Below are 12,047 nucleotides of genomic sequence, written 5' to 3'. Positions count from 1 at the left end.
TTAAGGAGTGATACCAATGCCAAACAAGTGAACTATCGACAAAAGTTAAATGCTTAAATCTTGTAACAAAGTACCGAGGTGACGCTTATGTTGATGTTTGATGTAAGTCGTTATAAGAACGGCGACAGGTAAACCTCATTGAGTGGTCAATGGGGAGATAGGTCTCAAATCATACGAATCGGAGGCGATTACTATGATGATGAATTTAGGACGCTATAAAAATGGAGACACTTCAAGTTATTGCATAAAATAGCTTAGGGAGTGATACCGATGTAATAGAAAATTTACAATGCATGAAAGTTATTTGTAAGTTGATGGAGGTAATCTATGATTGCTAGGTATAAAAATGGTGACACACAATGACTCCTCCTTATGAAAATATTTTTTACAAAATTCCAAAAGGATGTTCTAATGACAATTGAAAAATCTTAAAAGCTCATTCTAGCGTGTAAGAATGAGCTTTTTGATATGTTGAATTTAGCTAAAAGATACTTAATCCTTATTGTTTAACTGGACCTTTCGTAGGAGGGCCAGTCTTTTTTGTTCCTCTACTAGAGCCATAAAGATTTGGTACTGTTTTTGGAGATGTGGCAGGAAGCTCTTAGGAATCTTGCTATCAAAGCTTAGGTTGTTCAGAAATACGGGGGCGCTACTGTCTCTATAGATTTGTCCTTGGAAGAAGTAGTTGTCGGTCACGATATCAATTGAGATACGTGATGAGCGCCATCGGCGTTTGCGCATGTACTTGGGTTTCCAACGAATCTTAAGTTGTTGGTCCTTGATATACCACCCCATGATGTCTATTCTAGCGGTCTGTTTCGTTTTGTCATCAAAGTAGGTTACTGGTACGCTTAAAACCTGCTGGCTTCTTGACGAGGTTAAGAAGGGATGAAAATCAGGAATGAAGTTGTAGTCCTTGCTAGACACTTCCGATAGACCGTCTTCTTCTCGTATTTTGCCACGACTGGTGTACTTGAAGAAGTCATAATCCTTACCTTGTCTTTCTAGTCGACCAGCCTCTAATTGATATCTTGTCACCTGATCACCGATATTTTTAGTCGTCTTGAGGTAACGCATGATTTCTTCATTCTTGTAGTAAAGAGCGACGAGATTTTTAAGACGCTGACTAGGGTTCAGAGAGTGTAACTTGTCTGGAAAAGACAAGATTTGTATGCTATGAACAGAGGCCAAAGGGACAGCAGCGATACCTGATAAGAGCTTGTCTTGTTCAAAGAGGGAGACGGTATCAAAATGGCTGGTATGACCAAGCTGATGTCTTATGTCAACAACAAAAAGGTTATTGTCCTGTTTGAAAGTGATAATATAGGTATCACTAGAACCTAATTTTTTAAGGTTATATTCTAGGGAAATAATAGGAATATTATAGTAGTGGTTAAAGGTGGGAAGTCCTAGTTTTTCTCCTAATTTCTTTTTATGATAAAGCATTCTCTTATTTTAGCATGAAGTTTGACCGGAGAAAAGATAACGCATAGGGCTTAACTTTTTTCTGAGGGATTCAAATTTCTAACTCTTTACTTTTTCCTTGCATTATCCCTCAAACTTTGGTAGAATTATATCTTGTGAGTGCACCTCACTTACTCGTGGCGAAAGTCCATGAGTCATTAGACCAAAAGAGGAGGAAAATATCAATGGCTAAATACGAAATTCTTTATATCATTCGTCCAAACATTGAAGAAGAAGCTAAAAACGCTTTGGTAGCACGTTTCGATTCTATCTTGACTGACAACGGTGCAACTGTTGTTGAATCAAAAGATTGGGAAAAACGTCGTCTTGCATACGAAATCCAAGATTTCCGTGAAGGACTTTACCACGTTGTTAACGTTGAAGCAAACGACGATGCAGCTCTTAACGAGTTCGACCGTCTTTCAAAAATCAACGGCGACATTCTTCGTCACATGATCGTTAAACTTGACGCGTAAGAAGGTAAATTATGATTAATAATGTCGTACTCGTTGGTCGCATGACCCGTGATGCGGAACTTCGTTATACACCAAGTAACGTTGCTGTTGCAACATTCAGCCTTGCGGTTAACCGTAACTTCAAGGGTGCTAATGGTGAACGTGAAACTGACTTTATTAACTGTGTTATCTGGCGCCAGCAAGCTGAAAATTTGGCTAACTGGGCTAAGAAAGGTGCATTGATTGGAATTACAGGTCGTATTCAGACTCGTAACTATGAAAATCAACAGGGTCAACGTGTTTACGTAACTGAAGTTGTCGCTGATAATTTCCAAATGTTGGAAAGCCGTGCGGCACGTGAAGGTCACAGTGGTGGTTCTTACAACGCTGGAGGATTTGATAATTCAAATTCATTCGGTGGAGGAGCTTCAACTGGTGGTTCATTTGGTGGATCACAACCTGCACAATCTACACCAAACTTCGGTCGTGACGAGAGTCCATTTGGTAATTCAAATCCAATGGATATTTCAGATGACGATCTCCCATTCTAAGAATGGACAAAACGAATTAAATATATAAAGGAGAAATAAACATGGCTCAACAACGTCGTGGCGGATTCAAACGCCGTAAAAAAGTTGATTACATCGCAGCTAACAAAATCGAATATGTTGATTACAAAGATACTGAGCTTCTTAGCCGTTTCGTTTCAGAACGTGGTAAAATTCTTCCACGTCGTGTAACAGGAACTTCAGCTAAAAACCAACGTAAAGTAACAACAGCGATTAAACGCGCTCGCGTTATGGCACTTATGCCTTACGTAAACGAAGACTAAAAATAATACCCTCGGCTGAGGGTATTTTTTTCTGCCTAGATTTTGTAGGCCTTTGTCATTTTTAGGCTTGTGTGCTGAGTTTAATTTTATGTTTTAGGGGAAAAGAGAAACCAACTAGTCTTCTCTTTTATCTTGAGGGGCTAGTTGGTTGTTTTGTGGTATATAGAGGGTGTTTTTTAAGAAATCATCAAATTTTTGGTCGTTAACGAGGATATCGACATTGTCTTTGAAAACCTTGAAACGATTGCCTAACCAGTGTGTTTTGATGTCGACCCAATTGTTGAAACGACTCCAGCGGTAAGGAAGTGTTGGATCTTGTTTTTCAAAAATATAGATACTACCATCTTTTTCGTAAGCTATAGCTGTGTGGAAGTTACTAACATCACCAGGGCTATTTTGAAAGACGGAGAGGAGTTTTACATTTTCTGGAAACTTGAGTCCGGCTTCTTTCCAAGCTTTCAGGAGTTCATCTGTAGATTGGTAGCTGATATTATCCCCAAAGAGAAGGCTGTAGAGGGCTTGATCTTTGGCATTTAGCTCTTTGTGGCGTGACTTGAGATCACGAAATTCATTTTGAAGAGGGAGGTCTAATTTAGTAAGGTCCTCTGAGCTTGTAATAAGGTTATGAAGGAGCAGGAAGGATGTTCGTCGGCAGTTTAAATCATCAGTAAAGTGCGATTTGTTATCTTCGAAAGTTTTTTCATTAAGGAAGGTGACAAATTGGTTTTGGTCTTTGCCGATTTTACTTTGGGTCCATTTTTTGACAACAGGTTGAAGGTTTGTATTTTCCTGATTGTAACGACTAATATAAGGGGCTAGATTGTTCCAGTCTTTTGTTGGAATACCCTTGCTTTTTAAGGCTTTTGCTAGCTGCTTTTCCTGAGTGGAAGTTGTCACATTGTTAAAACTATAGTAAGCTTGATAGTTTTTCTGAGTATTCTTGTTGCCACAAGCCATAAGTAATAGGCAGCAAGCAATGATTAGTAGAGAAAATTTGATACGCATCTATTGGAATTCTTTCTTTTGTCTATTAACCTTAACATTTTAGTATAGAATAGCCAACTGTGTCAAGATTTCTGACGTAAAAAAGCACCCATAAGGGTGCTTGAGGTTGAGGTTGATTAAGATGCAGGTGCGTAAGTACTTTGAACGTTGTAGTGACGTTTGAAGAAGTATTTGGCAACACCAGCGATGACACCAATAATAAGGATCACAATTGGTGAAAGACCAGGGTTGAGGTAGCTTGGAAGAAGGGCTGTAAGACTAAAGAGAGCGAACCATGCAATAAAAGAGAGTGTGATGACGGTCATGCTGAACCACCATTTTGGACGTTCTTCTTTTGGTTTGTTATTGTGACGGTAGATGTAGTGATAAGGAGTGTACATAGCTAGACCACCGATGAATGATACGGATAGAAGAGTTGTGAGGCCGTAGCTTGTTTGCGTACCAGAGAAACCAAAGACTGCGTTCATGATGGCAACAATGGCGAGAAGGAAAAGTGAGGTATCAAGCCACATCTTCCAAGGTGTTTTGTCTGTTTCTGGGACTTCTTTGCTGGTTTTGTCTGAGTTAGGTTGTGGATGTTTTTCAGGAGAGAAACTAGCTGCCCAGACCGTTGGAGCACCAAGAAGACTGCGTCCTGTGATTCCTTTTTTCTGATTTTCAAGGAGTTCAGGAATGACATTACCAAGGATGTCTTTGATTTCTTGGTCTGACTTACCGTCTTTGATAAGCTGATTGGTTGCGATGTGGATGAATTCTTGGTTTTTCTTGGTGAGTTTTTGGATGTCCATGAGATGACCTTTCGATAAATAGTATTAATTTTTTAGTTTAGCAGTTTAGGGAAAAGAAGAGGTTCTATGTTAGAACCATTTTTTTCTGATAAAGTAGATAACAACGCAGGATGACCCGAAGGCTGCGATGAAGAAGATGACCCAAAAGGCGTTATCTAAATCGTTTAGTGGCATAGAATTGTTTTTAAAGTTCATACCGTAAGCGGAGAAGATAACGGTCGGGATGTCCAGAGCCATCGTCATAAGAGCCAGTGTTTTCATGATAGTGTTCTGGTTATTACCGATGATAGAGGCAGAAGTTTCGGCCATGGCATTCAAGACATTTTCATAGATGCCTGCCATTTCGATGGCCTGTTGGGTTTCGACCAAGGTGTCTTCCAATAGATCCTCGTCCTCGATATATTTCTTCAAGCTAGAGGCGTTACCTGTTAGCTTTTTGACAATTCGTTCATTCATCTTAAGTGAGGCTTTTAGATAGACAATGGATTTTTCCAATTCCATCATGTCAATCAAGTGCTCGTTTTTAGTCGCATTTTCCAACTGAGCTTCCAATTTATCACTCTGACGGTCGATAGAACGTAGGGCGGTTAGGTAAAGTTGGGCATTGCGGTAAAGGATCTGAAAGACGAAGCGTGTCTTCATGAAGGTGTAGAAGTTACGCACACGGTGGTTTAGGAAGTTATCCATGAGACTAATGTCCTCAAGACAGGTAGTAACAACCACCTCATCGGTAACGATGATACCCAATGGAATAGTGACGTAGTAGCTTTTGTTATTACGCTCTTCCTGGGTTGGAACGTCGACCAGAATCAAGGTGTAGTCATCTTCGACATCGATACGTGAAGTTTCTTCCACGTCCAGAGGGGCGCGGAGGTCTTGAATATCAATGTTAAACCGTTCTGCGACCTTCATGGCTTCTTCTTGGGAAGGGTTCACCAAATGAATCCAAGCACCAGGCTCGAATGTTTCAATTTCTTTGAATTCTTTTCCGGTGGATAAGAACATTTGTTTCAATGGGAACCCCTCCTTTATCATTAAGTAAGTGCTAGCATCTTGATTATAAAAGGATTTTTACAATCGCTTTTAAGTCTAATTAGCACTACTCTTAGCTTTTTTGGTGCTGTCAAAAGAGGCTTGGGATGATGTTCCTTGCCTTTTTTAGACACTTCACCATTATACTACATTTGAAACATTTTTTGGCTGGATAAATTGAAATTTTGTTATAATTATGAGAGAAAGTCGGGATGGATTTTCCATCCGTCTGTAGGAAGGAGTGGCAGTTGCTTTAGGGCTAGGCCTCTTAAAAATATGCAAGATAAGTTAGTGATTCACGGAGCAAGAGCTCACAATTTAAAAAATATCGATGTGGAGATTCCGCGTGATAAACTGGTGGTGGTGACGGGCTTGTCAGGTTCTGGGAAGTCTTCCTTGGCCTTTGATACCATCTATGCAGAGGGGCAACGTCGTTATGTTGAAAGTCTCTCGGCTTATGCCCGCCAGTTTTTGGGAAATATGGAGAAACCTGATGTGGACTCGATTGATGGTTTGAGTCCTGCCATCTCCATTGACCAGAAAACAACAAGTAAAAACCCTCGTTCGACGGTCGGAACGGCAACAGAAATTAATGACTATCTTCGTCTCCTGTATGCGCGTGTGGGTGTCCCTTATTGTCCTAATGGTCATGGAGCCATTCAGTCGTCCTCTGTGGAACAGATTGTGGATGAGGTTCTAGCTCTTCCTGAGCGTACGCGTATGCAGATTTTAGCTCCGATTGTTCGTCGTAGAAAAGGGCAACACAAGGCCGTTTTTGAACGTGTACAAAAGGATGGTTATGTTCGTGTTCGTGTAGATGGTGAGATTTACGATGTTACAGAAGTGCCAGAGTTGTCTAAGTCTAAGATGCACAACATAGAGGTTGTTGTGGACCGCTTGGTCAATAAGGATGGTATCCGTAGTCGTCTCTTTGATTCAGTCGAGGCGGCGCTACGTTTAGCGGATGGCTACTTGATTGTGGACACTATGGATGATAATGAGCTGCTTTACTCAGAACATTATTCTTGTCCGGTTTGTGGCTTCACAGTTCCTGAGTTGGAGCCTCGTCTTTTTTCATTTAATGCCCCATTTGGCTCTTGTCCGACCTGTGATGGTTTGGGCAATAAACTGGAAGTTGATATGGATTTGGTCATTCCTGATGCTAGTAAGACCTTGCGTGAAGGTGCGCTGGCGCCTTGGAACCCTATTTCGTCCAACTATTATCCAGCCATGCTTGAGCAAGCCATGGATCAGTTTGGCGTGGATATGGATACGCCATTTGAAAAACTGAAAAAAGAAGAGCAGGATTTGGTTCTTTATGGTTCAGGAGATCGTGAATTCCATTTTCATTATGTTAATGATTTTGGTGGGGTGCGTGATATTGACATTCCTTTTGAAGGGGTTGTGACTAATATCAATCGTCGCTACCACGAGACCAATAGTGATTTCACTCGCAATGTCATGCGGGGTTATATGAATGAGCTGTCATGTCCAACTTGTCATGGCTATCGTCTTAACGAAGCGGCACTCTCGGTTCGTGTTGGTGGTGAGAATGGCCTCAATATTGGTCAAATCTCTGATCTGTCTATTTCAGACCATCTTCAGGAAATAGATCGTCTTGAATTGGGTGAAAATGAAAGAGTGATCGCTCGTCCAATTGTTAAGGAAATCAAGGACCGCTTGACTTTCCTAAATAATGTAGGTCTTAATTATTTGACCCTCTCTCGTATGGCTGGAACCCTTTCAGGTGGTGAGAGTCAGCGTATCCGTTTGGCAACACAGATTGGCTCTAACCTTTCTGGAGTCTTATATGTTTTGGATGAGCCTTCTATAGGGCTTCATCAGCGTGACAATGATCGCTTGATATCAAGTCTTAAAAAGATGCGTGACCTTGGCAATACCTTAATTGTGGTGGAGCATGATGAAGATACCATGCGTGAGGCTGACTGGCTTATCGATGTGGGGCCTGGTGCTGGTGCTTTTGGTGGTCAAATCATGGCCTCAGGAACCCCAGAGGAAGTGGCTAAGAATAAGAAATCAATCACTGGTCAATATCTGTCAGGTGCTAAATCAATTCCTGTACCGACGGAACGTCGTGTAGGTAATGGTCGTTTTATCGAGGTCATAGGAGCTAGTGAGAATAACTTGAAGAATGTCTCTGTCAAGTTTCCACTTGGAAAGTTGATTGCAGTCACAGGTGTTTCTGGTTCGGGAAAATCGACTTTGGTTAACGGAATTCTCAAGAAAAAAATTGCCCAAGAGCTCAATCGCAATAGTGAGAAACCTGGTAAACACAAATCAGTGACAGGAATCGAGCATATCGAGCGTTTGATCGATATTGACCAAAGTCCAATTGGTCGTACACCTCGTTCTAATCCAGCGACTTATACGGGCGTCTTTGACGATATTCGTGATCTGTTTGCCCAAACTAATGAGGCCAAGATCCGAGGTTATAAGAAGGGGCGTTTCTCTTTCAATGTCAAGGGTGGCCGTTGTGAAGCCTGCTCTGGTGATGGTATTATCAAGATTGAGATGCACTTTTTGCCGGATGTTTATGTGCCTTGTGAGGTTTGCCATGGCACACGCTATAATTCTGAGACCCTAGAGGTTCGTTATAAGGGGAAAAATATAGCGGAGATTCTGGATATGACAGTTGATGACGCAGTTGACTTCTTTGCGGCTATTCCTAAGATTGCCCGTAAAGTGCAGACAATCAAGGATGTGGGGCTTGGGTATGTGACCTTGGGACAACCAGCAACAACCCTCTCAGGTGGTGAAGCTCAACGTATGAAGCTGGCTAGTGAGTTGCACAAACGCTCTACTGGGAAGTCTTTCTATATTCTGGATGAACCGACGACTGGTCTCCATACAGATGACATTGCACGTCTTTTGAAGGTGCTTCAGCGTTTTGCGGACGATGGAAACACTGTTCTCGTGATTGAGCACAATCTGGATGTTATCAAGACCGCAGACCATATCATCGATTTGGGTCCTGAAGGCGGTGTCGGTGGAGGTACTATCGTTGCTACAGGGACTCCAGAAGAGGTAGCAGCCGTTCCAGAAAGCTACACAGGACGATATTTGAAAGAAAAATTGACATAAAGTAAAAAGACTCTTTGAGTCTTTTTTTGCTTTAGGTTGGTTTAAGTTGAGCTTGCTATTCTATGGTTAGGAAAAAACATACAGGAGTCAGACTATGGTTAAAAAGCGTTTTTTCATAGGCTTTAATGGTATTCTTCTAGCCCTATTTCTAGATATTTGTCTTTTGATTAGCATCCGTACAGTGGATCATCATGGTCGTTTTCAATCAACAACGGATAAATCGCAAACCTTACTTTACGTTTCAGGAGTTTATGTTAGTTTTCTCCTTTTTGAAGTGATATTTTATCTTATTCTGAAACACCGTAGAAATAAACAAGTTTTGGAACAGGTCTTATAGAGGCTTGGATTTTTGTGTTCAGTGATAGTGACATTTATGTCACTATTGTTTTGAAAAGAGAGAACTTATAATGATCTTATACCCAAACCAACTAGGTCTCCAAGACGACTAAATCTTGTATAGTCCAGGTGGTTATTGCTGTATTTATTTTTGAAAAGAAAGGAGAAATAAGAATGCGAACTAAGGCATATGGTGAAGAGCTCAATGCTGAAACCTTAGAAAATGTTACAGGGGGTGGTTTTGTAGCTAGACCTCAAACCTTGCCTGAACGATTGGGTTGGAACAAATGGTGGTTGAAAAGAAGCCCTCCTTATGGCGATTAGAAGTTACCATGAGTACCAAATATGGGAAAGAGAAATATGGATAAACAGAAGAATAATCTTATTAGAAGTTTAAGCATTGTTATCGTGATCGTCTGGCTATTTATTGTGATGATAAATGCTACGCTAAGTTTCAACGAAGGCGTTGCCTTTATTGACCATTGTTTCGTCTGGTCAACACTTTCGCTAGCTTTTTCTTTGTTTGCGCTTAGGGTGGCGAGTAAGGATAAGGAGAAATGATTTTCTCTGTTGATTACTATAGTCTCAGGTTGAGTTTATTTGCTTAGCCTTTTCTTTTTGCCTTTAATGCTATGGAATGGTGACATTTATGTCACTTTTTTATCTTGTTAAGCTCTTATAATGAAGTCATAGATTGGACTTAGTAGCTAAGAGCTGCTGAGAGAGCTAACCTTAGAATTTTATTTAGAAAGGAGCTTTGTAATGTTAGAAGAAAAACAATTATTTACGGTGTTGTCCAATGATGATTTAGAGCAAATCAGTGGTGGTTTCAATCCAGTTAAATATGGTAAGTACGTTATTAACGAATTTGTAAAAGGTTTTCATCATGCGTGGTAGGTAGTCGAAGTCAATGAAATAAAGAATAGGAGAGAACATGAAAAATGCATTTCAAAAAATTGATATTAAAGATTTAGTAATTGTAGTTGGTGGAAGTATTGATTCATCTGTAGGATATGGAGTCGGAGTAGTTACTCACACGGTTTATGATTTTGGTCGTGGATTTGTAGATGGATTTAGAGGTTAAGGGAAAATGTATATGGATACAATGATGATGGATAAATTTGATTCTTTAACCTTTGATAAGCTTTCTGAAATTGTTGGGGGAAATGTAGCATATGACATTGGTTATGGAGTTGGACAAGTAAGTTATATTGCAGTTGAGATTTTAAAACTGAGAAAAATAAGATAGCAGGTTATTAAATAACTCTTATTTTCATGAGAGTCAAAAAGAATAAACGTTATAAGTTATCATCGTTCAGGTGAACTAATCACTTGGATGTTAAAGATTTATATTAGAAATATATTTAAACAAAGAAAGGTAGAAAGATGACAGTGCTAGCGGTGAAAGGCTTAACCTATAGTTTTGGAAAGCAAACCGTTTTGGATAATATCTCGTTTACGTTAGAGAAGGGGGATATTGCCGGTTTGATTGGTAATAATGGTGCAGGGAAGACGACCCTGATGAAACTAGTTTCAGGTATTTTGGCAGGACCCAAGGATATTATTGACTTAAAAACAAGAACTGTAGGAGCCTTGATTGAAGCTCCGGCTCTATATCCTAACATGACTGTTGAAGCTAATCTTAAATTCTATTGTAAATTGTACAGTAAAGATTACGCATTGATTGACCGTTATAAGGACGAGTTGGAGGTGGCAGCCTATCTTAAACGCAAGGCTTCCAAATTGTCTTTGGGAATGAAGCAACGTGTGGGGTTGTTTATCGCCTTAATTGCTTCAGATGAACTTATCCTTCTTGATGAGCCTACAAATGGTCTGGATCCTAATGGAATCAACAGTCTTCTCACATTAATTAAAAAGTTAGCGAAAAATCATGGTCTAACCTTTATTATCTCGAGTCATATCTTGTCTAATCTTGAGCAGGTTTGTACGAAAAACTATTTGTTGAGGAATCATAAGCTGATTTACTTAGATGATAGTGATAATGTTAAATACAAGATTTATACTGAGGATTTAAGTTTGAAGTCATTGATGTCTCTGCTCAAATTAAATGGTCTACCTTTTGAACGACAAAAGCATGATATCTTAGTCAAAGGATTAGCAGCTGTTAAGCAGGTTATGGATAGGGAGGGGATTCCTTTTACTTATGAAAAAGAAGGATTAAGTGAGGTGCTATTCAATGAAAAGTAAATTGAGAACCGTATTTTTACAGCAGGAATGTGTGACGAGGAGTGTCTTTATTTGTCTCGGATTGGTAGCCTTGATTGGTGCAATTGTAATCTTATGTGATGGCTATAGGGGAGATTACCTTGGTCCATCTGCGATTGTTGCCAGTTATTCTTTTATCGTGGATATCGTCTTTGTTTATTTAGCAGTATCTAGTCTTGGACGAGAATTTCAGAATCGAACAATTAATATGATTCGGGTGTCTTCCTTATCTGGATGCGAGGTTATTCTTCGAAAACTCTTAAGTTTCCTTGTGTTGTCTATAGTTGCTGCTACTATTTTGGTTTTGGAGTTGGCCTTCTACAAGTATTCTGTGCAACATGTCGATTTTCCTTTGTGGGATTATATCAGAGGCATCTATATTGATTTTCTACTCTATGGAGCCTTTATTTATATGGTTTCCTCCTTACTTGTATTGTTTGTAAAAAGTACCTTGACAGCCTTTGTAATGACCTATTTTGGTGTAACAGGAATGACTTTCTTTACGCTCTATTTGGCTAGTTTAGGGGATACCATAACTAAGTTGATGACTTATGTGCCATTTAGCTTTATGCGAGCAGTCTTTACTAGCGGTCAACAGTTCTTCAGTCTTCGCGAAGCCTTTGTTTTGTTTGCTTGGACTTTGGTTTTGCTCCTCTTTGCGCCAACTATCTACGAAAAGCGAGCCTATGTGTAGTGCTTATAAAGTCAGAATTTCATCTGGCTTTTTCTTAATGCCATCAAAAAAACACGATAAAGTATCAATTTCGTCCTTTAAAATCTGAGAATTTGGTATAATTAACCTAAAAT

General features: G+C 39.8%; 16 protein-coding genes. 12 read left to right on the top strand and 4 right to left on the bottom strand.

Going from position 1 to position 12,047, the window contains the following annotated elements:
* Positions 1-492: 492 nt before the first annotated feature.
* Positions 493-1,446: a hypothetical protein gene (locus EL076_RS08585; RefSeq protein WP_048787884.1), complete on the bottom strand. Its 954-nt coding sequence runs from the start codon at positions 1,444-1,446 to the stop codon at positions 493-495.
* 203 nt (positions 1,447-1,649) lie between these two features.
* Here EL076_RS08585 and rpsF point away from each other — a divergent pair, with 203 nt between their 5' ends.
* Genes rpsF through rpsR form a run of 3 tightly spaced genes read left to right on the top strand, consistent with a single transcriptional unit; the run spans position 1,650 to position 2,751 of the window.
* Positions 1,650-1,940, top strand: coding sequence for a 30S ribosomal protein S6 (gene rpsF / locus EL076_RS08580; protein ID WP_003093185.1), 291 nt, complete (start codon positions 1,650-1,652; stop codon positions 1,938-1,940).
* An 11-nt stretch (positions 1,941-1,951) separates the two neighbouring features.
* Positions 1,952-2,470 carry a single-stranded DNA-binding protein gene (locus tag EL076_RS08575; protein WP_002891844.1) on the top strand — a complete coding sequence of 173 codons (519 nt, stop codon included), beginning with the start codon at positions 1,952-1,954 and terminating at the stop codon, positions 2,468-2,470.
* Between the two features lie 41 nt (positions 2,471-2,511).
* A complete protein-coding gene (rpsR, locus tag EL076_RS08570; protein ID WP_000068665.1) occupies positions 2,512-2,751 on the top strand; it encodes a 30S ribosomal protein S18 in 240 nt (79 codons plus the stop codon).
* Between the two features lie 114 nt (positions 2,752-2,865).
* Here the strand turns inward: rpsR and EL076_RS08565 are convergent, their stop codons facing one another.
* The 3 genes from EL076_RS08565 to EL076_RS08555 form a co-directional block, all read right to left on the bottom strand.
* A complete protein-coding gene (locus tag EL076_RS08565; RefSeq protein ID WP_126430043.1) occupies positions 2,866-3,756 on the bottom strand; it encodes a DUF4300 family protein in 891 nt (296 codons plus the stop codon).
* A gap of 116 nt (positions 3,757-3,872) precedes the next feature.
* Positions 3,873-4,544, bottom strand: a complete 672-nt coding sequence (locus EL076_RS08560) for a DUF1129 domain-containing protein (RefSeq protein ID WP_126430041.1) — start codon at positions 4,542-4,544, stop codon at positions 3,873-3,875.
* Positions 4,545-4,613: 69 nt separating this feature from the next.
* Positions 4,614-5,558, bottom strand: a complete 945-nt coding sequence (locus tag EL076_RS08555) for a magnesium transporter CorA family protein (protein ID WP_037611177.1) — start codon at positions 5,556-5,558, stop codon at positions 4,614-4,616.
* 294 nt (positions 5,559-5,852) lie between these two features.
* Here EL076_RS08555 and uvrA point away from each other — a divergent pair, with 294 nt between their 5' ends.
* The 9 genes from uvrA (at position 5,853) to EL076_RS08525 (ending at position 11,934) form a co-directional block, all read left to right on the top strand.
* Entirely contained in the window at positions 5,853-8,678 is a 2,826-nt protein-coding gene (gene uvrA, locus EL076_RS08550) for an excinuclease ABC subunit UvrA (RefSeq protein WP_003094377.1), read from the top strand.
* Positions 8,679-8,772: 94 nt separating this feature from the next.
* Positions 8,773-9,015 (top strand): DUF3923 family protein, encoded by a 243-nt coding sequence (locus EL076_RS08545; RefSeq protein ID WP_003094026.1) that lies wholly within the window; start codon positions 8,773-8,775, stop codon positions 9,013-9,015.
* 173 nt (positions 9,016-9,188) lie between these two features.
* The gene (locus EL076_RS10030) at positions 9,189-9,338 is read left to right on the top strand and encodes a hypothetical protein (RefSeq protein ID WP_003094533.1); all 150 of its coding nucleotides are present in this window, start codon (positions 9,189-9,191) and stop codon (positions 9,336-9,338) included.
* Positions 9,339-9,374: 36 nt separating this feature from the next.
* Entirely contained in the window at positions 9,375-9,575 is a 201-nt protein-coding gene (locus EL076_RS08540) for a hypothetical protein (RefSeq protein WP_037621281.1), read from the top strand.
* Positions 9,576-9,776: 201 nt separating this feature from the next.
* The gene (locus EL076_RS08535) at positions 9,777-9,911 is read left to right on the top strand and encodes a bacteriocin (protein ID WP_003094349.1); all 135 of its coding nucleotides are present in this window, start codon (positions 9,777-9,779) and stop codon (positions 9,909-9,911) included.
* A gap of 37 nt (positions 9,912-9,948) precedes the next feature.
* Positions 9,949-10,098: a hypothetical protein gene (locus tag EL076_RS10025; protein ID WP_003093496.1), complete on the top strand. Its 150-nt coding sequence runs from the start codon at positions 9,949-9,951 to the stop codon at positions 10,096-10,098.
* 12 nt (positions 10,099-10,110) lie between these two features.
* On the top strand, positions 10,111-10,263 hold the full coding sequence (locus EL076_RS10020; protein WP_164555397.1) for a hypothetical protein: 153 nt from the start codon (positions 10,111-10,113) through the stop codon (positions 10,261-10,263).
* A 137-nt stretch (positions 10,264-10,400) separates the two neighbouring features.
* Positions 10,401-11,222: an ABC transporter ATP-binding protein gene (locus EL076_RS10115; RefSeq protein ID WP_003093340.1), complete on the top strand. Its 822-nt coding sequence runs from the start codon at positions 10,401-10,403 to the stop codon at positions 11,220-11,222.
* Positions 11,212-11,934, top strand: a complete 723-nt coding sequence (locus EL076_RS08525) for an ABC transporter permease (RefSeq protein WP_003093593.1) — start codon at positions 11,212-11,214, stop codon at positions 11,932-11,934. The genes EL076_RS10115 and EL076_RS08525 overlap by 11 nt, the downstream gene beginning before the upstream one ends.
* Positions 11,935-12,047 lie beyond the last annotated feature (113 nt).

This window comes from Streptococcus vestibularis, assembly GCF_900636445.1.
Classification (GTDB): Bacteria; Bacillota; Bacilli; order Lactobacillales; family Streptococcaceae; genus Streptococcus; species Streptococcus vestibularis.
The sequence above is the reverse complement of the archived record's forward strand: the minus strand, read 5'-3'. Positions and strand labels throughout refer to the sequence as shown.

Excerpts from the sequence above, each read along its gene's own strand:
- EL076_RS08585 (WP_048787884.1), bottom strand. The coding sequence starts at position 1,446 with ATGCTTTATCATAAAAAGAAATTAGGAGAAAAACTAGGACTTCCCACC.
- rpsF (WP_003093185.1), top strand. The coding sequence starts at position 1,650 with ATGGCTAAATACGAAATTCTTTATATCATTCGTCCAAACATTGAAGAA.
- EL076_RS08575 (WP_002891844.1), top strand. The coding sequence starts at position 1,952 with ATGATTAATAATGTCGTACTCGTTGGTCGCATGACCCGTGATGCGGAA.
- rpsR (WP_000068665.1), top strand. The coding sequence starts at position 2,512 with ATGGCTCAACAACGTCGTGGCGGATTCAAACGCCGTAAAAAAGTTGAT.
- EL076_RS08565 (WP_126430043.1), bottom strand. The coding sequence starts at position 3,756 with ATGCGTATCAAATTTTCTCTACTAATCATTGCTTGCTGCCTATTACTT.
- EL076_RS08560 (WP_126430041.1), bottom strand. The coding sequence starts at position 4,544 with ATGGACATCCAAAAACTCACCAAGAAAAACCAAGAATTCATCCACATC.
- uvrA (WP_003094377.1), top strand. The coding sequence starts at position 5,853 with ATGCAAGATAAGTTAGTGATTCACGGAGCAAGAGCTCACAATTTAAAA.
- EL076_RS08545 (WP_003094026.1), top strand. The coding sequence starts at position 8,773 with ATGGTTAAAAAGCGTTTTTTCATAGGCTTTAATGGTATTCTTCTAGCC.
- EL076_RS10030 (WP_003094533.1), top strand. The coding sequence starts at position 9,189 with ATGCGAACTAAGGCATATGGTGAAGAGCTCAATGCTGAAACCTTAGAA.
- EL076_RS08540 (WP_037621281.1), top strand. The coding sequence starts at position 9,375 with ATGGATAAACAGAAGAATAATCTTATTAGAAGTTTAAGCATTGTTATC.
- EL076_RS08535 (WP_003094349.1), top strand. The coding sequence starts at position 9,777 with ATGTTAGAAGAAAAACAATTATTTACGGTGTTGTCCAATGATGATTTA.
- EL076_RS10025 (WP_003093496.1), top strand. The coding sequence starts at position 9,949 with ATGAAAAATGCATTTCAAAAAATTGATATTAAAGATTTAGTAATTGTA.
- EL076_RS10020 (WP_164555397.1), top strand. The coding sequence starts at position 10,111 with ATGGATACAATGATGATGGATAAATTTGATTCTTTAACCTTTGATAAG.
- EL076_RS10115 (WP_003093340.1), top strand. The coding sequence starts at position 10,401 with ATGACAGTGCTAGCGGTGAAAGGCTTAACCTATAGTTTTGGAAAGCAA.
- EL076_RS08525 (WP_003093593.1), top strand. The coding sequence starts at position 11,212 with ATGAAAAGTAAATTGAGAACCGTATTTTTACAGCAGGAATGTGTGACG.